Genomic DNA, 20,572 nt, shown 5'->3' with positions numbered 1-20,572 from the left:
ACTATTCTTAAACCTCTTGGATTATAGAGTTCCTGGAGTAGATAAAGTATGTCTAAAGGACAATGCCTGTTGTAGATGAATTTTAGAAACCTGACTGCTTTCCTTCATATCCGCTATAGTGCGTGCAACTTTCAATAAGCGATGATACCCTCGAGCAGAAAGTTTGAATTGCAGCATCGATTGACGTAAGAAATCTTGTTCTTGAGAACCTAATGCACAAATCTTTTCACAAATGTTGGCGCTTAAATAGGCATTGAGACAATTTTGTCGCTCCTTTTGTATTGTTCGTACTTTGATAACGTGTTCTCGAATTATTTCACTTTGTTTAATAGGGTTAATATTCGGAGCAACTAATTCTTCCTGTGTTAGCGCTTGGACCGTGATATGCATATCAATGCGATCCAATAAAGGGGCTGAAATCTTCGCATGATAACGCTTAATACGATCAGGGCTGCATAAGCAGTTTGCTTGAGGATTACCCCATTGTCCACATGGGCAAGGATTCATTGCTGCGATGAACTGAAATTGGGCGGGAAATTCTGTTTGCGCGGCGGCCCTTGAAATGCATATTGATCCTGATTCAAGCGGTTGTCTTAGAGTTTCTAGAACTTGCCGGTTAAATTCCGGTAATTCATCAAGAAATAAAACCCCATGATGTGCTAGAGAGATTTCTCCTGGCTTAGGTGGGTTTCCTCCACCTACTAGAGATACCGGTGATGCAGTATGATGTGGGGCTCGAAAGGGCGGTGAACGCCATTCACTAAAGTCAGGTAATTTACCTCGTATGGAATTAATGACCACACACTCCAGGGCTTCTGTTTCAGATAATTGAGGTAGTAAGGTATTAAATCGCTTTGCTAACATCGTCTTGCCGCTTCCAGGAGCCCCACTTAGCAAAATACTGTGACCACCACACGCTGCAATTTCCATTGCTTTTTTCGCATGAAACTGTCCTTTGATATCAGACCAGTCCATCGTGTATTGTGTGGCGCATGACTCTGGCTTTGGTGGTAGGGGGTGCAATGAAGTTCCTTGGCAAAGGTAGCTGCATACTTCACGTAAATTGTTCGCACTATAAATGTTTTGATAGCCGGTTAATGAGGCCTCATGAGCATTAGCACTGGCAATAATCAGTAAACTTTCGTTTTTATATGCAGCTAATACCGCAGGAATAATAGCGGAAATACCTCGAAGTTCTCCACTTAAGGCAAGTTCTGCTATAAATTCATGGTTGGCCAGTTGATTTTTGGGAATTTGATTTGATGCCGCAAGAATTCCAAGAGCGATTGGTAAATCAAAACCACTTCCAGTTTTAGGTAAATCGGCCGGCCCCAGGTTCACGGTGATTTTGCGGCAGGGAAACTCAAACTGGCTATTAATAATCGCGGAACGAACTCGATCCTTGCTTTCTTTCACTGCAGTTTCGGCAAGGCCTACGATTGTAAATCCAGGTAAACCATTTGATAAATGAACTTCTACTGACACGGGTTGTGCCAATATCCCAACAGTACTACGTGTTTTAGTAAACGCCAGATTCATTGCTTATTCCTGTGATGTTGGACTAATTGAACGGCAAACCTTCCTATTGCCGCTTAAACTACTCTGTAATTATTTTTGATCTTTATTAAGCTGGGTCATTAACATGTCGACTTGCTTTTGAAGTTGCTCTACTTTTTCACGAGTTCGCGCCAGAACTTTGGTTTGTACATCAAACTCTTCACGCGTAATAAGTTCCATATGAGAAAAGGTAGCTTGCAGTACTTCTTTAAATTTTTGTTGAATGTCTTTTTCAATATTTTGTAGACTTGGGGGAAGAGCTGAAAAAAGTTTTTTTGCTAAATCATCAAATTGTTTGGGGTCGAACATAATCACTCCATGTTTGGTTTTGCAAAGAGTCTAACAAAAGTATAATCACAGCGGAATATATTATGAAAATGATTATGGCAATTATTAAGCCTTTTAAATTAGATGATGTTCATGAGGCGTTAATGGAAATTGGAGTACCGGGAATAACCATTTCTGAAACACGGGGTTTTGGGCGACAAAAAGGGCACACTGAATTATATCGTGGGGCTGAATATGTAGTAGATTTTCTTCCCAAAATTAAAATTGAACTCGCATTACCAGACGATATGGTTGAAGCTGCAATTGAAGCAATTTGCAAGTCTGCATATACCGGTAAGATAGGGGATGGCAAAATCTTTGTTTATGAATTGCAACAAGTAGTTCGTGTGCGTACCGGGGAGATCAATGCAGATGCTTTAACCTAAAACTAGAGTCATCCACCATACCAATAAATGGCACGTTGGGTTATTACGGCGTTAAGCTGAATATCCCAAGGTTCTGGTTCGAGGTACTCATCAACACGCTGAAATTGGTACGCTACGCCAAATAAGGGACAATTCTCTTTGCCTTTGAACGTTCGATCGTAATAACCAGCACCCATGCCAAGACGATTACACCGTACGTCAAAAGCAACTAACGGAATTAAGGCCAAATCCAATTTTTCTACAGGGATTGCTAAATCAGCACTAACATTAGGCTCAGAAATCCCATAGCGATTCTTTTGAAAAGGGGTATCTGTTGTTGCAGGTAAAAAAGAAAGGGTTAAATCTTCATTGAGGACAGGAAAATAACAGATTTTTCCTTGTAAGAGCGCATTTTTCCATAGTTCATCTAAATCGATTTCGCCATTTACCGCAAAATAAAGTGCTATATGCTGGGCATTACGATATTGTTCCAGCAAGCGAATGCGGGTACATACTTGACTTGAAGCTGTGGCGCGATACGAAACAGATATCTTGGAGCGTATTTGTTTCATCGTATCTCTTAAAGCCTTCTTGATGTAATCTTCCATACGGTATCAATGTTTTGTGCTTATTAAATTATTGATTCTTTATTGTAAAAATTCAAGGTCTTGAAATCCTCTGAAAAATTTGCCAATCTCAAATCTGAAGGAATTGCTATTTTTTTTTAAAAAAAACTAGTCAAAATAGAAAAAATAAGGTATATAAGCCGTCCTGGTTTTTAGATCCTTTTGGATGGGTTCTAGGTACAGTATAACTCATTGAGAGAATGGTATGAGTGATTTATTTGAAGATGATGATGCTGTTGTAGAAGTCGAAGAAGACTTCGTTGATGTTGATAGTGAATTGGATGTTGATGCAGAAGTTATGGACACTGTTCCTCGTGGTTTGGATGCACGTAGGCGATTGGAAAATATGTTAGATGAAAAACGTTTACGTGATGAACTGGACGATTTTGGAGATTATTAAACCTGACTCGTCAGTAAACATTCGTAGTAAATTTAACTGGCAAATTAGGGTTAAGTACCGTTTATGATACGAACACGAGTACTCACAGAAGGGGAATGCAATTTTCTATTTCCAATAGATGATCGCATCTTTTTGGGCGAGGGTTTGTTTGAAACACTTAGAGTAGAAGAAGCTAAACCATGTTATGCTTATTTGCATTGGCAGCGGTTAACTGACTCGGCGCGAAAATTGGATATCCCCTTCGATCTTTCTTTTGAGCATTGGTTAGAACATCTGCTCAATAAAATTAAACAAGATAATTTGTATCATGGCGGTATTAAAGCGATTTTAAGTGGTGGTTCCGCGCCTAGAGGTTTAGCTGCACGAGGTCAGGTAAGTCAGCTTGCATTTCAAGCTTTTAATTATTCTGTAGAAACCCATCCACAGCGATTGGTTAGTGCTTCATGGCTAAGAGATGGAACCAATCCCATATATCAAGTTAAATCAGTCAATTATTTGGAGGCAATACTTGCTCGCCGTCAAGCAATTGCGGCAGCTGCTGATGATGCTTTATTTTTTAACTTGCAGCATCATGCGACCGAAACTACATGTGCTAACTTATTTTTGATCCACGATAATTGTTTGCTCACTCCTCCTGTAGCAGATGGTGTACTTCCTGGTATTACTCGCTCAAGACTTCTTCAACATTCCAAACAACAAGGCATAACTTGTATGGAAGTTTCTGTGACAAGAGCAATGTTAAGGGAAGCAGAAGCCCTTTTTGTAACTAATTCTTTACAGGGTATTCGCCCGGTACTTTCTTGGGATGATGTTGTTTTTGCAGTAAATCATCCATTGCTTAATCAATTATCTTCTTCTCTGCATTTTGAAAACCGAAGTGATTAAAATGCAACAACTTGATAACACACAACAGCAATAGAACTAGACCCGCGATTAGAATTACACTGTTTTTATAAAATATTTCTTGTTTTAAAATCCCCATCCCTGCATAACCTAAATAGGTATAAACAATTTCAGCTGGAATAAGAAAAATAAAAGTAGTGAGCAGATAAGATCGAAATTTTATCGTGGTTATCCCCAAACCACAATTAACTATATTAAATGGAATAATTGGAACTAAGCGCAGAAAAGCAACAACCACCCATCCTTTTTGCTCTACTGCAGAAATGAGTTTGCTTAACTTTTCTCCTTTTCTTTGGGAAAACCAATTATAAATTAAATGTCGGGTAATTAAGAAAGAGAATGCAGCACCGCTTGTTGCACCCAACAAATTGAGTAGGGTGCCGAAAAATGGACCGAAAAGTGCACCTCCCGCCAAGGTGATCACCATTGTTGGCAAAAACATAATGGTTGCAAGACAATATATAATTAAAAAGAGAATGGGTGCAATCCAGCCAAGCTGCTCAATCCAGTTAATGATTTCATTTGAATAGTTATAAAAAAAGATGGCAGTCGTAATTAGAGACACCAAGGCTAAAACTATGAAGATTGTCTTAATAGGATGAATGATTCGGCAGTTCATAGGATTTATTTTTTTATGGGATAAATCGGTGTTTGTAATCGTTATAGTCCTCAACAATCAATTGATTAAGAAAGTCTATTACACCTGGCAATCGGTTGCAATCATTGAAAAATAATGTTTGATTGGGTATAACCAAGAGCGGTTTTTTATATGAGAAACAAAAACATGGAACAAGTTATGTGGATGGAAAGACAAAAGCAACGTGCGCGTAGATGGATTAGAGCAATCTTAACCTACTGCTTTAAAGTAGAGCTGCGTGGAACTTATCAGCCCGAACCTAACTCAGTGATTATTGCAAATAGAACTTCAAAAATTGATTTGCTTTTGCTTGCTGTATTTTTGCCTGAGCAATTAACTGTAGCGTTTCCTCCGCGATCAGCAGGTAGGCTCTGGATGAAAATAATGATGCTTTTTGCCGATGTCATTGTCATCGACTCTACCAATGCTTTTGCAGCAAGAGCTTTAATCAAAGCGATACGCGAAGGGAAGCGTTGTGTTATTTTTCCACAGGGAATAGGATTGCAGGAAGAGAGCTTGAAGGTTTTTGATGCCCCAGGAATGGTACTACAAAAAGCTGGAGCCTCAGTTATCCCGATACGTATCGATGGGGCACAACACAGTATTTTTTCTATAAGTAAAGATAAGCATCGTACGTATTTATTTCCCAAAATTATTTTGCATGTATTGCCAACACAATCCTATATACAGAAGGAAAATACGCCTCTTGACCGAAATGCTATGAGCACACGTTTGTTTCAATTAATTAGTGAGCTTACTTTTGCGAATAGCTATCAACCCATGTCAATGTTTGAAGCACTCATTCAAGGAACCGTATTAGGAACAAAGAATAAAGCAAAAATTGAAGACGCAAATCGTGCACCTTTAACTTCCAAACAATTTCTTGCTCGTTGTTTTATATTAGGCCGACAAATTAAGGAGCAAACTCAAGTGGGAGAGCATGTCGGTATCATGCTGCCTACAACGATTGCGGGGATGGTCACCTTTTTTGCTTTACATGCATATCGGCGCATTCCAGCGATGTTGAATTTTAGCTTGGGACTTCATAATTTATTAGCTACATGTAATGTTGCTGAAGTCAAAACTATTTATACGGCAAGACAATTTATTGATTCAGCAAAACTAGAAAGTATAGTCGAAGGATTACAGAACGCAGGGATAAAGATTTATTTCCTCGAAGATTTTAAGTCTTCCATTAACTTGGGTCATAAACTTTCCGGGATATTCAAAGGGATGTTTCCTTCTCGTGCATATAAGTTAATTGGTGATCCTGTTTCTCCGGAGGAACCAGGAGTTATATTATTTACTTCGGGCTCAGAAGGACTTCCAAAGGGGGTTGTTTTAACTCATTCTAATTTACTGGCAAATTGTTGCCAGTTAACTTCGCGAGTGGATTTCTCTTCTCATGATAAATTTTTCAATGCGTTACCCATATTTCATTGTTTTGGATTAACAACGGGTTCAATTCTTCCGCTAATACAGGGAATTAGTTGCTTTTATTATCCATCTCCTTTGCATTATAAAATAATTCCGGGATTGATTTATCAAACCGGTGCTACCATTATGCTTGGCACGGATACCTTTTTAACAGGCTATGCTCGAGTTGCAGAACGACATGATTTCAGCAGTGTACGCTATATTTTTGCTGGCGCGGAAAAAGTGAAGCCGGAAACAATTCGACACTGGATAGATGCTTTTGGAGTTAAAGTCTATGAAGGGTATGGCGCAACAGAGGCTGCACCAGTGATTTCCATGAATTGTCCTTTGGCTTCTATACCAGGTAGTGTGGGAATGTTGTTGCCTTCCATGGAAAGTCGAATTCAGCCCGTAGATGGCATCGCTGAAGGCGGCCGGTTAATATTGCGTGGTCCTAATGTCATGAAAGGTTATCTTTCGTCTGAAAAGCCGGGAACGATTATTGCGACTGAAGATGGGTGGCATGATACGGGTGATATCGTCACTATGAATGAAGAAGGATTCATTACGATTGCAGGTCGGGCAAAACGTTTTGCGAAAATAGCAGGGGAAATGGTTTCTCTTACTGCAGTAGAGGGTGTTGCTGCCTCAATTTGGCCTGAGTTGTTACATGCCGCAGTAAGCAAGAAAAGTCCAAAAAAAGGAGAGCAAATAATATTATATAGTGAGGCTGAGAGTGCGGATAAAGTGAGTTTTGTTAAGAGAATAAAGGAGCTGAATTATTCAGAATTACTGATTCCCCATCAAATTGTACCAGGAAGCAAGATTCCTGTTTTACCTTCAGGAAAAATTGACTATGTAACTATTGAAAATGAATTAATTCAAGCCTAGATTCGATTTTTCAAAATGTTCTTAATACCACCAGGCATTATAATCAGTTTTCGGACAAGTGCTCGTTCCTGTTTGGATACAATGTCCCAAGCCATCATCGCAACACTTTGTATCACAATTACTTAATAGAATAGATGAGCCGGCGATAATTAAGGCAACTATTATTTTTTTCATTTTTCTCGGCCTCACTTGCACATTTGTATCCTCTATGATTTTATGCTAGACCATGGGCAAGGTGTTTTCCATTTTTTATTATTGATAATTTATGTTTTTTAAACAGATACATAGCAATTAAATAAAGTCAGCGGTACTATATTTTTATAAAAGCTAGGAGAATTTTAATTACAGGTATTTGTGATGCGACGAACATCCGGATTTACCCTTATTGAACTGATTGTCATCATTTTGATTGTTACCCTTATGGCGGTTTATTATGGGATAAAAACTCCATCAGTTTCACTTTACAGTTTGTCCTCCATAACAGAACAATTAAGACGAGATATACGTTATACCCAAACTTTGGCGAGCAGTTTAAATACAAATTATAGTATTATTCTTTCAACAAACAGTTATACCATTTCTCCAAATCCTCCTAATGGCGCATACTCTGTGAGTATGCCTACAGGAATCACACTGTCTTCTGTGAGCATTACGTTTAATTCAATGGGGGCGCCTGAGTCAGGCGCAATAATTACAATTACAGCATCTGGAGTCGGTACCAGCACGCTTACAGTTTCTGCAGAAACGGGGTTCGTGAATGGGTAAGCAATCTGGATTTTTAATGATGGTTATTGCTATTTTACTTGTTGTTGTAGCAGGGCTTGCGACAGCGTTTGTCTCGATGATTGTTAGCGGTACCAATTCAGCTATAAGTACTATATCCGCAAATAATGCCTATGATTTAGCTAAAACGGGCATTGAACATGGTAATTACCAGTTATCCCTTGGAGTTTGCAATAATGCGTGGAGTTCAATTGTCACTGTTACGGATCAAGGGGAATACCAATACAGTTGCAGTCAAAATCAAGCCACAACAACGATTACTAGTCCTCTGACGGCGACCTCTTCTTTTATTCCAGTTGCTTCAGTTGCTAACTTCGGAGCCTTTGGAGCCATAACCATTGATTCAGAAATGATTTATTATGATGGAATAAGCGGAAATACCTTGCTCAATCTGCGACGAGGACAAAATGGAACAATCGCGGCAGCTCACCTTTCCGGCGCGATAGCAAGTCAGTCACAATACATCATTAGCAGTCAAGGTGGTGCCCCTTCTCTAGATGCGCCTAATGGCAAGGTAACGCTTAATCAAGCAGTATTATTGTTTCAAGGAGGAGCTTACTATGCAGTGGGAACACAGGGTACGAACGGTATTATTCTTAAATATGATGGTGCCTCGTGGTTAACGGTGCTGACAGCAGGTGGGGTTACTCTTCGGGGTGTAGAAATCAGCTCTAGTTATGGCTTGGCTGTAGGTTCTACTGCCACTAATGAGGGCTACATCTATCAATTTAATGGCGGGTCATGGGCTTTATTAGGAACAGTTAGCGATTCAAATTTTATGGCAGTTTCATGTGATATCCCAAACAATCCAGCCCTTTGTTGGATAGTAGGACAAAGCAAAAGTCCACCGTGGCCACTCATGTATTATACAGGAACTGGCCTACCTTATAACATGAAAGGAATGGGGAGTGTGCCAGTTTCAAGTGTGAGTTGTGTTAATGATATTTGTATGGCTACACTTCCTAATGATCTTTATCGCTTTCCGATAAACTCCACTAGCCCATTTGATAATCGGACTAATATAGGAGGTACTTTAAATAGTATTGATTGCGTGCAAGCCAATAGTTGTGTACTTGTGCGCAGCGTTGGTGCGGTTCATTATTTTAATGGTAGTGGATGGAATAGTGCTTTTATTAGTGGTCAGTCTCTAAATGAAGTGCATTGCCCAAGCACCGGTAACTGTATTGTTGTAGGAAATAATGGTGTCATTTTTAATTGCAGTCTTCCTATTACCTCCAATGCATCTTGTGTGGCTCAAACATCACCTGGAACACTTAATTTACGTGGTGTGCATTGTAATGCCCCGAGCGATTGTTTGGCTGTGGGTACGGGTACTGTAGCATACCGCTATATAGGTGGTGTTTGGACTGCTATTTCTCTTCCTACGAGTTATACTCTTAATTCAGTAAGTGGAACCGGCTCGGGAACTGTGTCGGGAGTAATTCCTACTGTATTGCATAATCAATGAGGAAAAGACATGCCAAAGCAGAAACAGAGCGGTTTCTCTATCATTGAGCTGATTGTTTTTATAGTAACCATGGGGATTATTGTAAGCGGATTATTGATTGGTATAAATCAGGCACAACGGTACAGCGGCATACCTAGAACAACACCTCAAGCAAGTTTTTTAGCGAATGCACGTATGCAAATCATATTAATGAATCGTGATATAAATGGTTATACTGCCCTGGACGATCCGTGTACCAGTACACCAAGTCTTGATATATGTACGGTATTATCGAATTATGCTTTAGAAAATGATTTTGCTGTGAGTCCCCCTGTTATTGCAGGCTCCAATCCAAAAACAATTACTCTTAATGTAACGGGTTCCGGGAATGCTTCGATTAATGCAAGTGTATATAATTATGCGAACAATTAAAGGATTTACGCTTATTGAAATGCTTATTGTGATGATTACGACAGGTGTGGTTTTGTCTGCAGTATCTCTTATGTTAAGTGCGGGTTTTACTAACTATTTTACAGGAGTAAAAGTTACCGCGTTAACCAATCAGGCTACCATTGCTATGGCACGTATGACTAAAGAGTTACAACAGGCAAATCGTTTTTCAGCAATCAATCCAACCGAGGTGTCATTTACCACTACAGGTGGCTCTACTATATCTTATAGTTGGTCTAGCCCGATTTTGACGCGAACAGGTGCTTCCGCTCAGACACTCAGTAACCAAGTAACCAGTTTCTCACTTACTTATTATCAATCTAATTTTGCTTCAACTACAACCTTGACGGCTGTTCGTGCTGTCACGATAAATATGATCTTAAGCAACGGTAGTGAACGCGTTGCTATGGTCAATACTGTTTACCTGAGTAATATGTCATAAGCATATTTTCCTGCATTAATAATTATCAATTTTTTCAATCGACAATTGAACGTAGCTCAGTTTATACTGCCATTCATGAACAATGATCAGGATGATCCATGTTTGGATTAGGTAAATTTAAATCACCTCAACCTCTATCTTGCTTTCTTAGTGATTTCGGATATTCGCTTGTTGGCTTGGCTGATAATCAGCACATCCTCTTCTGTGAGGAGCATTACTTCCCTGAACCATCTCCTGTTGATATTGCTAAATGTTTGGAAGACGATGTTTATAAACATCATTTGGTTGGACGCCCATGCCAAGTGGTTCTTTCCCCAAGCCTTTACCAGTTGCTATTAATAGATACACCCGAAGTCCCCGAAAATGAACTGGCTAAAGCACTACGTTGGCAACTTAAGGGGTTAGTCGATTATCCCTTAAATGATATCGTTGTAGATGTTTTTACGGTGCCGCCACATGGTGCGGGTAGCAAAAGGAAAAAAGCTTTTGTTGCGGTGACATTGCAGTCTGCATTACTAAGTCATGTTTCCATGATGGAAAGTTGTCTATTAAATGTTACGGGAGTCAGCATTAGTGAGTTGGCTTTAAGCAAACTTTTATCACTTGAGCCAATATCAACTGAGGTTCCATTCATAGTCATTAGTTATGATGATGAGAACTGTCAACATCATGTATATTATATGGGAGACTTGTATCTGTTCCGTACTTTACCTATGAGTAAAACCATTATACAACCTCATAATTCTGCGAATCAGAATATGTTGTTAGAAATTCAGCGTAGTATTGACTATTGTTTGATGGAACTCAAACTTCCTGAACCAAAACAAATTTTTTTCACTCCCAGTTTTTATAAAGCTACAGATCTGCTCTCCTATTTACAAGCAGAACTTAATAAGGAAGTAAGATTATTAGATATTAATTTACTTTTTATGTCTGAACCGGTCGCTCCTGAAATTCTGGAAAAGGTTTTTTATGCTATTGGCGGAGCCCTAATGCTCTTGGATAGGGAAAGTGAATCATGAGTCAATCTATAAATTTTCTAAAGGGGCTTCCCAAAAGCTCCAGTCGATTGCCTGCATCATTAATGGGTTTGATAGTACTCATTACCTTGGTAAGTTTAGCTATTATTTCCGTTGTTCTTGAGTTAATTAATTTTCAAGCTTATAAATCACTTAGGATGGCTCAAAAGAGCTTATTGTATGCACAAGAAGATTACAAGAAAATGACAAAGGATTATCCCTTGCTAGTTAGCGATATTCCTTTTGTAACTCGCGTTAAAAATCTTGAGAAAAAACTGCAAGCCAAGAAAGTAGAACTTAATTCACTGGAGCACCTCGTTGTTCGGCGCGGATTTTCTGAATACATGTTTGATTTGGCTCAAACAACCTCAAATACTTTATGGCTAAATCAAATTCAAATTGATCATGATTCCAATAACATTACCTTAAATGGATACGCCATTCATCCAGATTCAGTATCGGAACTTATGAGTCAGCTATCAACTACCAACTCTTTCAAAAATGTTATCTTTAAATTGTTTTTTGTAAAAACAATTAAAAATCATCCTTATTTGAAGTTCTCTATTGCTACCTATGCTCTTGGGTCACAGGAAGAGGCAATTCCTGAACAAACTGCTCAGGATCAAAAAGCCCAGGGAGTACAGTGAATGGATCTAAAGTTTTTTTATGCAAAGCAATTATATTTATTAAAACAAAAAATTGATCACTTGAGTGAGCGAGACAGAATACTGCTACTAATCATTACCATAGTTGCTCTTCTTTTCTTATGGTTTTTTGCTGTTGTAAAGCCAATATTAAACTCAAAATATCAAAAAGAACAACAAGCGCATAAAATTGACAAGCAGATTACTATATTGACACAGAAAAAGAAGATTGTTGAAATTCTGATCAGCAACCCAGAAACAGTAAAAGTTATTACCCAGTTTAAAGAGTTAACTACTGAGATTACTATGCTCGATAAAGAAATCATTCGTTATAATAAGCGCTATATAGCGGAACGTGATTTGGCAAAGCTACTGCATGATATGTTAAAACAAACAATGGGGGTAACCATCGAGAATTTTGGTACGGTTACACCGCTACCTTCCTCATCGCCAATAAACCAGCAAACGAGTAATACTGCAACACCTAAAACATCTTCTGTTCAAACGCCAGCACTTCCATTTACCATACAAGCGAATCATTACCGTCTCATTATGCGGGGTACTTATTTCCCAGTGATGAGGTATTTGCAACGTCTGGAACAATTACCCTGGCAGCTTTATTGGGACAAATTTGATTATACGGTAACGAAATATCCACAAGGGCTAGTAACGGTCGATTTTTACACTTTAAAACCCAAAAGTGCTCAACTGATAATAAATAAAGGACAAAATCAATGAGCCTAAAAAAACAATCGATAATCTTTTTCTTTTTTGGGTTTAACTTAATTAATATGAGTTATGCTGCGTTACACGATCCGACAAAACCCATTATAAGCCCCTTAGTTCATGAATCATCAGCAGACGAGGATGATTTTAATTTGCAAAGTATTTTGATTGGGCCAATGAGGCGATTGGCTATGATTAATGGACAAATCGTAGGAACAGGAAGTAACATTCAGGGAGCACGCGTTCTTGCTATTGATAAAAATCATGTGGTATTGTTCTACGCGGGACATAGAAAGATTCTATATTTATTTGGCAAACGCTTGTGGAAGACTCATTGATGAGAAGAGGGATCATAGTTTTTATTTCTTTATTTCTTGCCGCCTGCAACACTCATGCACCAATAAAGGGAACCGCTATTGATGAGATGAACAAGGTGATGCAACAAGCTGTTGCCAATAATAAAATAGTTATGAAATCAGATCATACCAAGGGACGAGGAAGCCCAGTCAGAGCATTGCTTCCAAGTCTGAAAATCCGTGATGCAAGATCACAAGGTGGTCCCCAACGTTTTGATATAGCGGTTAAAAATGTGCCCGCACAAGCCTTTTATATGGGATTGGTTGCCGATACGTCAACCAACATGGTAGTAAGTCCGGAGATTAAAGGGAATGTTACCCTAAGTATGAAACGGGTTACTGTAGAACAGGTCCTGCAAGCACTAGAGGATGCATATGGTTATTCCTTTAATGCGATTCCTGGTGGATATGAAATCTTACCTAACACGTTAAGAACTCAAATTTTCAAAGTCAACTATCTTGAATTAGAACGAAAAAGTCGTTCAAGCATGACTGTAAGTTCAGGTGAAGTGACCAATGCGGGCTCTCCTGGTGGCTCAAGTACAGGAACCTCGGTTTCTGGTGGCAATATTTCTGGAGTACTTAGTAACGGTAATCAAAACTACAGTGCTGTAGTAGGTGATGTTGAAACCAAAAGTAATATCGATTTTTGGAAGTCACTTGAAAATACTGTCAAAAAGATGGTCGGTAAAGAGGAAGGTCGCTCTGTAACGGTCAATAAAATGGCTGGTTTAGTTGTGGTTCACGCCGAACCCCGAGAGCTCAAACATGTTGAGCGTTATCTGGACATGGTGCAAAACAGCATGGACCGGCAAGTGATTCTTGAAGCTAAAATCCTGGAGGTCAATTTGACCAATCAATTCCAAATGGGGATTGATTGGAAAATTTTTGGATCCAGGCTCAACGCTTTAAGTAATTTCCCAGAGGTTGATATTTCTCAATCAAGTTTTCCTAAAGCGTTTGATGTCGACATTCACTGGAATCCTCAAGATTTTACATCGGTGATTCAGGCATTAGAAACCCAAGGGAATGTTCAGGTGCTTTCAAGCCCACGCGTTACAGCTATGAATAATCAAAGCGCAGCGATAAAAGTAGGGTTTGATGAATTTTTTGTAACCAACGTATCCCAAAATCAAAATATTGTCACTTCAAGCCTTGTGACTCAACCTATGTTAAATGTTAATTTGACTCCTTTTTTCTCAGGTATTACTTTGGATGTTACGCCGCAAATTGACGCCAATGGTCAAGTTACTTTACATATACATCCTACTGTAAGCTTGGTAAAAGACCAACGTAAGGTGATTGACTTAGGAACTCAAGGTGGGATATTGGATTTACCTTTAGCCAATAGCACCATTCGTGAATCAGATACAATGGTGCACGCTAAAAACGGCCAAGTCGTAGTTATTGGTGGTTTGATGCAAGATACAACCACGGAGGGAATAGGCCAGTTGCCCTGGTTTGGCAATATTCCGTTTCTAGGAACTTTAGTGCGCGCGACAAAGCAAGACTCTCAAAAAACTGAACTTGTCATTTTATTGAGACCAACTATTGTGAATGGGAGAAGCACAAATAAAGACATTACGGTGTCGGCGCGTCGTGTTTCGAGCCTTAAACGTGGTTTTCATATTGGTGGTAGACCTGATGTTTATGGTACTCAGGGTGAAGTTCCTGTTATGTTAGGACCCAAATCTACTGAGAACTTAGGTACGCGCTAAAAGGGAGAGGCAATGTATTTAGAACATTTTAAATTGCATAAAGCACCATTTACGCTCACGCCTAATACGGAGTTTTTTTGTGAACTCCCAACCCACAAAGAAGCGTTGAATGTACTGCTGCTTAGTTTGGCTCAAGGTGAGGGCTTTATTAAAATTATCGGCGAGGTAGGGACAGGAAAAACTTTGTTGTGCAGATTATTACTTAACTACTTATCTGAAGAATACGTCACTGCCTATATTCCTAATCCGGATCAAACCGCGGAAGGCTTACGACTTTCTCTTGCCCATGAGTTAGGCATGCAACCTGACGAAGGTTGGACACAATATCAATTGCTGGAGGCAATTAATCGATGTTTATTAGAATTGCACCGAGCCGGCAAAAAAACAGTACTGATTATTGATGAGGCTCAGTTTTTATCTGACGAATGTTTGGAAGCGGTTCGACTTTTGACTAATTTGGAAACTGAAGAACATAAATTACTACAAGTAGTTCTTTTTGGCCAACCCGAATTAAATACTAAACTTGAGCAATCGGGCTTGCGACAATTAAAACAACGTATTACTTTTTCTTATCATCTACAACCTTTAGCGCGTCATGAACTGGATAAATATTTGAATCATAGGATGGCACGAGCTGGGTATACTTATGGCTCTGTTTTTACTCAAAAAGCGCAAAAACTCTTATATCGTGCAAGCCAGGGCTTACCAAGATTGTTAAATATTCTGTGCCATAAGTCACTTTTAGTCGCTTATGGGCAAGGCAAGAATCAAGTGGATGGTCACGCGGTACGGCGGGCCATAATTGATACATTAAGTTCTACACGCTTAGAATGGATTTATTCATTATTAATCTACTCTGGAATCGGAGTACTAGGGCTTAGCGTTATTTTAATGATGTATTGGACCTATGGACTATATCTATGAGTTTGCTTAATGAAATGTTACATGATCTTGCGAAGCAAAAGCACACAAAGCAAGCCACACCTTTATTTATGCCGGTACCTCTTCGAAATAAAGGAGCAAGTAAGAAAATTTTATTAGGTCTTGCATTGGTCACATTAACTTTGTTCCTTTTTTTGCTTCATAAGCATTCAGCAAAAATGAACGTTCAAGCAACACAAAGTGTTCCTGAGGCAGAAATTAATAGCTTTGATGCAACAATCAAGTTGGAACCTATAGTCCAAGCTGCTGTTACCACTGTTTCAGAACCAGTCAAACGTGTAAGTTATATTGAGCCATTGGCGTCTGTTGCATCACAGCGAGTTGCTATTCAATTACCTGTCGCAACAGATGCACTGAGCAATTGGGTAGATAATCAAAGTGAGCCATCTGCAGCTGTAGTAAATAAAGTATATACGCCTCAAACTCTTGAGGAATGGCATGATGCCCAGTTAAATAAAGCGCTTGAAGCCATAGACAAAGGGTTTGATCAAGAAGCGATAACCCTATTGCGAGAAATCCTGACTAGGGTGCCTAATGCATCTGATGTTCGAGAAAATTTAGCTTCACTTTATTTGACCTATGGGGATTTTGCTCACGCAGCTGAAATCGTGAATGAAGGGCTTCGATACACTCCTGCTGATACGGCCCTTATTACTATCAAAGCAAGATTATTTCTTGATCAAGGAAAAGCCATGGAGGCCATTAACCTTTTATCAAAATACCGACCCTCTATGACGTCTTATCCTGATTTTTATGGCACTTTGGCGGCAGCGCTGCAATCTGAAGGCCGGATTCTTGAATCAGGTAGTATTTATCGATCTTTGATACAAATTGATCCTAATGATGGTCGTTATTGGTTAGGTTATGCGATTGCGTTAGAACATAATAATAAAATGAATCAAGCTATTGAAGCATATCTTCGTGCGAGTCAAAACCCGGAAAGTGAGCCAACAGTACGCGATTATGCCGAAAATCGATTGAAAGTCTTACAGGGATAATTATGAAACGGATTCGACTTGGCGAATTATTGTTTAAGGAGAAGTTAATTTCTCAAGAAAGCTTGGATAAAGCCATTGAGTTACAAAGAAAGTCTGGAGGTAAATTAGGGCATATATTAGTTGATATGGGAGTAATTTCTGAAGAAGAGGTTTTAAACTTTATTGCCAATCAGCTAAAGATATCTTATATCGATTTAAATCATTATGAAATAGATAAAAGTTTGACTCATCTTCTACCTGAAATTTATGCTCGTCGTTATCGAGCTCTTATCATAAAAGAAGAGGATGGTGTTTTAATAGTAGGAATGTCTGATCCTCAAGATATTAATGCCTTTGATGCAATCTCAAAAATCTTAAAACGTCCAATTAGAATGGCCGTAGTTAGCGAATTGGCGCTCCTGAAAGTGTTCGATAGAGTTTATCGACATACACAAGAGATCACTAACTTTGCTCAAGAGCTTTCACATGAAATTTTAGAAGAATTTAAAGAGCAACAAGATGATTTATTCGATGAAGCACTAGAAAGCGAAGAGCAAGCTCCTGTCGTTAAACTGTTAAATTCTTTATTTCGCGATGCTGTCCAAGCACGTGCTTCTGACATTCATATTGAACCTGGTGAAAAATCGCTACGAATTCGCTTTCGAGTAGATGGAATATTAAATGAAAATATTTTAGATGAAAAACGTATCCTAGGTGCTTTGGTCCAACGTTTAAAACTTCGTGCTCACTTAGATATTGCTGAAAAACGTATTCCACAAGACGGACGTTTTAATTTTAAAATTAAAGGAAAATCATTTGATGTTCGTGTCTCAACACTCCCTACAGCGAATGGTGAATCTGTTGTCATGCGTTTATTAGATCAATCAACCCAGATTACGGACTTAAGTCAGTTAGGCATCGATCCTACAATGGTGAAACGCTTGGAGAATATTTATTCCAAACCCTATGGAATGCTTCTTGTTACTGGTCCCACAGGAAGCGGTAAAACCACTACATTATACAGTGTACTGCAGCGCATTAATTCTCCAGAACGTAAAATATTAACTGTCGAAGATCCTATTGAGTATAGGATTGAGCGAGTTAACCAAGTCCAAGTGAACCCCAAAATAGATCTTACTTTTGCTCGAGTTCTTCGTGCTATGCTTCGTCAAGACCCTGATGTCATTATGGTTGGAGAAATTCGTGATGCGGAAACAGCACAAATAGCTATGCGAGCTGCGATTACAGGACATTTGGTATTAGCTACATTACACACTAATGATGCTATGACTTCAGCCATGCGTTTAATTGACATGGGTGCAGAAGGTTATATGGTTGCAACAGCTGTTAAAGGAATTATAGGCCAACGATTGGTTCGTAATTTGTGTGATAATTGCTCCATCATTGAGCAACTTGAACCACATGAATCCGTTTGGCTTGAATCAATGAAGGTTGATTTAACTCTCCCATTTAAAAATGCTAAAGGATGTTCTGCTTGTAATTATCGTGGATTTTTAGGTCGAACAGGTGTCTATGAACTTTTGGAGTTAAATAAAGACATGTTAATGGCTTTAAGACATAATGACTCAAACAGCTTTGTCAAAGCAGCATTGGCTTGTGAAACTTATCGTCCGTTATCTGAATCAGTACTTGATTTAGTGACGCGAGGTACCACTTCAGTTTCTGAAGCAATACGTGTAGTCGGACAATTAGATGAAGAGTTTATGAGGCGGTAAATTGTACGATTGCAGTTTACAATGTTAAAAACGTGGAGTCTGGACGCTCATTAAAGCAGATCCAACATAGTACAAGCGTTTAGATTCAGGCCAGATCTTTTTTCAAGCTTCAATGGTTCACGTTACGAGTATAGTATTATTTTGATAAGGGACTACAAGGTATGCCAGAATATTACTTCAATGCCCGTGATCAACAGGGTAAAGCACTGAGTGGGCAACGAAATGCGATAAGTGCCGAAGATCTTGCCAATCAACTGATCAGTGAGGGCCTCATACCGCTAGATATCTCTGTAAGTACTGGAAAAAAATCAAGTACATCTAGTGTTTCGAGCACCAAGAAAAGTTGGTTTGACCCTAAAGTCACTTTAAATGATTTGCATATATTTTGTCACCAGATGTATTCACTAATTCATGCTGGGATTCCTATTGCTTCTGGAATAACACGGCTTGCCGAGACTACGCGCAATAAAACCTTAGCCGAGGCGCTGCAAAAAGTAGTTATCTCCTTAAATAAAGGCAGTTCACTGAATATGGCCATGAGGCAATTCCCAAACATTTTCTCTGATTTCTTTCTAAATTTAATTGTTATTGGAGAAAATACGGGTAATCTGGATAAGATTTTTCTCCATCTTGCCGAATATCTTGAGATGGAAGTGGATATTACAAAAAAAATCAAATCTGCTTTACGATATCCCCTAATGGTAATTGGAGCAATTATTATAGCATTGCTCATCATTAATGTTTTTGTTATCCCTGCCTTCGCTAAACTCTATGCAAATATGCATGGTATTTTACCATTGCCAACGCGCATACTCTTAACCACTTCCAATTTTATTATCCATTATTGGTATATTTTAATTGGCATCGTAGTGTTTGCTATATGGGCTATCAGATCTTATATCCATTCGCCTAAAGGAGCAGTTCAGTGGGGAAAATTCCAGCTTAAAATTCCGGTTATCGGATGGCTTATCCATCGTATATTACTTACGCGATTCGCCAGACTTCTTTCTCTGGTATTACGTGCGGGTATCACTGCTGTCGATGGTATTCAAATGGTAGGGGCATCAACTAATAATGCTTATATGTCTTTACGAATACAAGGAGTTACTGATTTAATAGCTAAAGGAAATACAATTTCATCAGCTATAGATAAAACCAATCTTTTCCCTCCTCTAATTATTCAGATGATCGTACTTGGGGAGGAGAGTGGTACCATTGATCATCTACTTGACGAGGTGGCAGAGTATTACCAACGTGAAATCAATTATGACATTGTTCGTATAAGTGACACTATTGAGCCTATTTTATTGGTAATCATTGGTGGCATGGTATTGATTCTTGCATTGGGAGTATTTTTACCGACATGGAACTTAGCTTCTTTGGTGAAACAACAATGATAGATATGAAAAAATTCTACTGTCTATCGTGGCTCCATAGTCTGATTTTAGTCATTTTAATTGCTATTCCTATAAGTCTATTTATACGTTTTTTAGATTTGACTCAGGCTTCCATAGAGGGAGCTTCTGTGTAGAGCACTCTTCTCAATATTCAGCTGATTCTTGAGCTATACTGTAAGAATAGGAGTTGTTACTTTTAAGATAGATTTGTTGCAGTGGTGCCATGACTAAGAACATTTGGGGAGCTGGTAGCTGGTAACAAATTACTTCAGACATAGTTAAAAATGGACTAACAAATTATTAAGGATACTTGAAATGAATAAGCAAAAAGGCTTTACTTTAATTGAGTTAGTTGTGGTGATGGTCATATTAGGAATTTTAGCTGCTTATGCAATTCCCAAATTTTATGATTTCAGCTCACAAGCAAATATTGCAGATCTGAATGGTTTAGCTGGAGCGTTAAACTCAGCTAATGTCACTGCTCATGGCGCCGCCTTAGCTACAGGACAAACTGGGGCTACCGGCTCAATCACTATGGAAGGTGCTACTGTTGGATTGGTTTATGGTTATCCATCCGCTGCGGGTATTGTGAATGCAATGAATGTATCAAGCGCTTTTGCTGTGTCTACGACAGGTACTGCAACAACTTACACACTCAAAACGAATTGCACGGTGGTATATACTCAAGCAACCAGTGCTACAACTCCTCCAACTGTGGTAGTGAACACTGGTGGATGTTAAATTTGAGTTCTTATTTGATAAAGTAGTCTAGGCAGCGCCCAAGCTACATTCACCCCATTTGCAAGCAAATGG

General features: G+C 38.9%; 23 protein-coding genes. 18 read left to right on the top strand and 5 right to left on the bottom strand.

Translation table 11 applies throughout. The features are described from left to right. Positions 1-21: 21 nt before the first annotated feature. Complete coding sequence (locus ELY20_RS13205) at positions 22-1,539, bottom strand: YifB family Mg chelatase-like AAA ATPase (protein WP_110142900.1); 1,518 nt, start codon at positions 1,537-1,539, stop codon at positions 22-24. A 69-nt stretch (positions 1,540-1,608) separates the two neighbouring features. Next, positions 1,609-1,866, bottom strand: coding sequence for a ubiquinone biosynthesis accessory factor UbiK (gene ubiK / locus ELY20_RS13200; protein ID WP_110142901.1), 258 nt, complete (start codon positions 1,864-1,866; stop codon positions 1,609-1,611). A gap of 62 nt (positions 1,867-1,928) precedes the next feature. Between ubiK and ELY20_RS13195 the strand changes: the two genes are divergently transcribed. After that, positions 1,929-2,270 (top strand): P-II family nitrogen regulator, encoded by a 342-nt coding sequence (locus ELY20_RS13195; protein ID WP_003635241.1) that lies wholly within the window; start codon positions 1,929-1,931, stop codon positions 2,268-2,270. Between the two features lie 8 nt (positions 2,271-2,278). Here ELY20_RS13195 and ELY20_RS13190 read toward each other — a convergent pair whose 3' ends face one another. Continuing rightward, entirely contained in the window at positions 2,279-2,857 is a 579-nt protein-coding gene (locus ELY20_RS13190; RefSeq protein ID WP_110142902.1) for a 5-formyltetrahydrofolate cyclo-ligase, read from the bottom strand. Between the two features lie 223 nt (positions 2,858-3,080). On the opposite strand from ELY20_RS13190, the gene ELY20_RS13185 reads away from it, so the two are divergent. Continuing rightward, positions 3,081-3,275, top strand: coding sequence for a PA3496 family putative envelope integrity protein (locus ELY20_RS13185; RefSeq protein ID WP_110142903.1), 195 nt, complete (start codon positions 3,081-3,083; stop codon positions 3,273-3,275). A 63-nt stretch (positions 3,276-3,338) separates the two neighbouring features. Then, on the top strand, positions 3,339-4,160 hold the full coding sequence (locus tag ELY20_RS13180; protein ID WP_110142904.1) for an aminotransferase class IV: 822 nt from the start codon (positions 3,339-3,341) through the stop codon (positions 4,158-4,160). Here ELY20_RS13180 and ELY20_RS13175 read toward each other — a convergent pair. After that, on the bottom strand, positions 4,114-4,797 hold the full coding sequence (locus ELY20_RS13175; RefSeq protein WP_110142967.1) for a TVP38/TMEM64 family protein: 684 nt from the start codon (positions 4,795-4,797) through the stop codon (positions 4,114-4,116). The genes ELY20_RS13180 and ELY20_RS13175 overlap by 47 nt on opposite strands. 150 nt (positions 4,798-4,947) lie before the next feature. Between ELY20_RS13175 and ELY20_RS13170 the strand changes: the two genes are divergently transcribed. Further along, a complete protein-coding gene (locus ELY20_RS13170) occupies positions 4,948-7,122 on the top strand; it encodes an AMP-binding protein (RefSeq protein WP_233590596.1) in 2,175 nt (724 codons plus the stop codon). 21 nt (positions 7,123-7,143) lie between these two features. On the opposite strand, the gene ELY20_RS16795 is transcribed toward ELY20_RS13170, so the two are convergent. Further along, positions 7,144-7,296, bottom strand: a complete 153-nt coding sequence (locus ELY20_RS16795) for a hypothetical protein (protein WP_158618887.1) — start codon at positions 7,294-7,296, stop codon at positions 7,144-7,146. 183 nt (positions 7,297-7,479) lie between these two features. Here ELY20_RS16795 and ELY20_RS13165 point away from each other — a divergent pair, with 183 nt between their 5' ends. The 14 genes from ELY20_RS13165 to ELY20_RS13100 all read left to right on the top strand — a co-directional run bounded on the left by ELY20_RS13165 (position 7,480) and on the right by ELY20_RS13100 (position 20,500). After that, complete coding sequence (locus ELY20_RS13165; RefSeq protein ID WP_110142906.1) at positions 7,480-7,887, top strand: prepilin-type N-terminal cleavage/methylation domain-containing protein; 408 nt, start codon at positions 7,480-7,482, stop codon at positions 7,885-7,887. Continuing rightward, the gene (locus ELY20_RS13160) at positions 7,880-9,373 is read left to right on the top strand and encodes a hypothetical protein (protein ID WP_110142907.1); all 1,494 of its coding nucleotides are present in this window, start codon (positions 7,880-7,882) and stop codon (positions 9,371-9,373) included. Before ELY20_RS13165 ends, ELY20_RS13160 begins: the two co-directional genes overlap by 8 nt. Before the next feature lie 9 nt (positions 9,374-9,382). Next, positions 9,383-9,784 (top strand): type IV pilus modification PilV family protein, encoded by a 402-nt coding sequence (locus tag ELY20_RS13155; protein WP_110142908.1) that lies wholly within the window; start codon positions 9,383-9,385, stop codon positions 9,782-9,784. Beyond that, positions 9,771-10,244: a PulJ/GspJ family protein gene (locus tag ELY20_RS13150; protein WP_158618886.1), complete on the top strand. Its 474-nt coding sequence runs from the start codon at positions 9,771-9,773 to the stop codon at positions 10,242-10,244. Before ELY20_RS13155 ends, ELY20_RS13150 begins: the two co-directional genes overlap by 14 nt. 98 nt (positions 10,245-10,342) lie before the next feature. Further along, positions 10,343-11,266, top strand: coding sequence for a hypothetical protein (locus ELY20_RS13145; protein WP_110142910.1), 924 nt, complete (start codon positions 10,343-10,345; stop codon positions 11,264-11,266). Beyond that, a complete protein-coding gene (locus ELY20_RS13140; RefSeq protein ID WP_110142911.1) occupies positions 11,263-11,910 on the top strand; it encodes a PilN domain-containing protein in 648 nt (215 codons plus the stop codon). The genes ELY20_RS13145 and ELY20_RS13140 overlap by 4 nt, the downstream gene beginning before the upstream one ends. Continuing rightward, positions 11,911-12,645: a hypothetical protein gene (locus ELY20_RS13135; RefSeq protein WP_110142912.1), complete on the top strand. Its 735-nt coding sequence runs from the start codon at positions 11,911-11,913 to the stop codon at positions 12,643-12,645. Next, the gene (locus ELY20_RS13130) at positions 12,642-12,971 is read left to right on the top strand and encodes a hypothetical protein (protein WP_110142913.1); all 330 of its coding nucleotides are present in this window, start codon (positions 12,642-12,644) and stop codon (positions 12,969-12,971) included. Before ELY20_RS13135 ends, ELY20_RS13130 begins: the two co-directional genes overlap by 4 nt. Next, the gene (mshL, locus tag ELY20_RS13125; protein WP_110142914.1) at positions 12,971-14,707 is read left to right on the top strand and encodes a pilus (MSHA type) biogenesis protein MshL; all 1,737 of its coding nucleotides are present in this window, start codon (positions 12,971-12,973) and stop codon (positions 14,705-14,707) included. The genes ELY20_RS13130 and mshL overlap by 1 nt, the downstream gene beginning before the upstream one ends. Positions 14,708-14,719: 12 nt before the next feature. After that, positions 14,720-15,631, top strand: a complete 912-nt coding sequence (locus tag ELY20_RS13120) for an ExeA family protein (protein WP_126955639.1) — start codon at positions 14,720-14,722, stop codon at positions 15,629-15,631. Then, positions 15,628-16,647, top strand: a complete 1,020-nt coding sequence (locus tag ELY20_RS13115; protein WP_110142915.1) for a tetratricopeptide repeat protein — start codon at positions 15,628-15,630, stop codon at positions 16,645-16,647. Before ELY20_RS13120 ends, ELY20_RS13115 begins: the two co-directional genes overlap by 4 nt. A 2-nt stretch (positions 16,648-16,649) precedes the next feature. Further along, positions 16,650-18,362, top strand: a complete 1,713-nt coding sequence (locus tag ELY20_RS13110) for a GspE/PulE family protein (protein ID WP_110142916.1) — start codon at positions 16,650-16,652, stop codon at positions 18,360-18,362. A 161-nt stretch (positions 18,363-18,523) separates the two neighbouring features. Beyond that, entirely contained in the window at positions 18,524-19,759 is a 1,236-nt protein-coding gene (locus ELY20_RS13105) for a type II secretion system F family protein (RefSeq protein WP_110142917.1), read from the top strand. Positions 19,760-20,074: 315 nt separating this feature from the next. Further along, positions 20,075-20,500 carry a type II secretion system protein gene (locus ELY20_RS13100; protein WP_110142918.1) on the top strand — a complete coding sequence of 142 codons (426 nt, stop codon included), beginning with the start codon at positions 20,075-20,077 and terminating at the stop codon, positions 20,498-20,500. The last annotated feature ends 72 nt before the right edge of the window (positions 20,501-20,572 follow it).

This window comes from Legionella qingyii (genome assembly GCF_003990155.1).
Taxonomy (GTDB): Bacteria; Pseudomonadota; Gammaproteobacteria; order Legionellales; family Legionellaceae; genus Legionella; species Legionella qingyii.
Note: the sequence above shows the minus strand (reverse complement) of the source record. Positions and strands in the feature narration are given on the sequence as shown.

Coding starts and splice junctions, on each gene's coding strand:
- mshL (WP_110142914.1), top strand. CDS start 12,971: ATGAGAAGAGGGATCATAGTTTTTATTTCTTTATTTCTTGCCGCCTGC.
- ELY20_RS13115 (WP_110142915.1), top strand. CDS start 15,628: ATGAGTTTGCTTAATGAAATGTTACATGATCTTGCGAAGCAAAAGCAC.
- ELY20_RS13160 (WP_110142907.1), top strand. CDS start 7,880: ATGGGTAAGCAATCTGGATTTTTAATGATGGTTATTGCTATTTTACTT.
- ELY20_RS13150 (WP_158618886.1), top strand. CDS start 9,771: ATGCGAACAATTAAAGGATTTACGCTTATTGAAATGCTTATTGTGATG.
- ELY20_RS13130 (WP_110142913.1), top strand. CDS start 12,642: ATGAGCCTAAAAAAACAATCGATAATCTTTTTCTTTTTTGGGTTTAAC.
- ELY20_RS13100 (WP_110142918.1), top strand. CDS start 20,075: ATGAATAAGCAAAAAGGCTTTACTTTAATTGAGTTAGTTGTGGTGATG.
- ELY20_RS13105 (WP_110142917.1), top strand. CDS start 18,524: ATGCCAGAATATTACTTCAATGCCCGTGATCAACAGGGTAAAGCACTG.
- ELY20_RS13190 (WP_110142902.1), bottom strand. CDS start 2,857: ATGGAAGATTACATCAAGAAGGCTTTAAGAGATACGATGAAACAAATA.
- ELY20_RS13205 (WP_110142900.1), bottom strand. CDS start 1,539: ATGAATCTGGCGTTTACTAAAACACGTAGTACTGTTGGGATATTGGCA.
- ELY20_RS13155 (WP_110142908.1), top strand. CDS start 9,383: ATGCCAAAGCAGAAACAGAGCGGTTTCTCTATCATTGAGCTGATTGTT.
- ELY20_RS13135 (WP_110142912.1), top strand. CDS start 11,911: ATGGATCTAAAGTTTTTTTATGCAAAGCAATTATATTTATTAAAACAA.
- ELY20_RS13170 (WP_233590596.1), top strand. CDS start 4,948: ATGAGAAACAAAAACATGGAACAAGTTATGTGGATGGAAAGACAAAAG.
- ELY20_RS13195 (WP_003635241.1), top strand. CDS start 1,929: ATGAAAATGATTATGGCAATTATTAAGCCTTTTAAATTAGATGATGTT.
- ELY20_RS13165 (WP_110142906.1), top strand. CDS start 7,480: ATGCGACGAACATCCGGATTTACCCTTATTGAACTGATTGTCATCATT.
- ELY20_RS13180 (WP_110142904.1), top strand. CDS start 3,339: ATGATACGAACACGAGTACTCACAGAAGGGGAATGCAATTTTCTATTT.
- ELY20_RS13145 (WP_110142910.1), top strand. CDS start 10,343: ATGTTTGGATTAGGTAAATTTAAATCACCTCAACCTCTATCTTGCTTT.
- ELY20_RS13140 (WP_110142911.1), top strand. CDS start 11,263: ATGAGTCAATCTATAAATTTTCTAAAGGGGCTTCCCAAAAGCTCCAGT.
- ELY20_RS16795 (WP_158618887.1), bottom strand. CDS start 7,296: ATGAAAAAAATAATAGTTGCCTTAATTATCGCCGGCTCATCTATTCTA.
- ELY20_RS13120 (WP_126955639.1), top strand. CDS start 14,720: ATGTATTTAGAACATTTTAAATTGCATAAAGCACCATTTACGCTCACG.
- ELY20_RS13110 (WP_110142916.1), top strand. CDS start 16,650: ATGAAACGGATTCGACTTGGCGAATTATTGTTTAAGGAGAAGTTAATT.
- ELY20_RS13175 (WP_110142967.1), bottom strand. CDS start 4,797: ATGAACTGCCGAATCATTCATCCTATTAAGACAATCTTCATAGTTTTA.
- ubiK (WP_110142901.1), bottom strand. CDS start 1,866: ATGTTCGACCCCAAACAATTTGATGATTTAGCAAAAAAACTTTTTTCA.
- ELY20_RS13185 (WP_110142903.1), top strand. CDS start 3,081: ATGAGTGATTTATTTGAAGATGATGATGCTGTTGTAGAAGTCGAAGAA.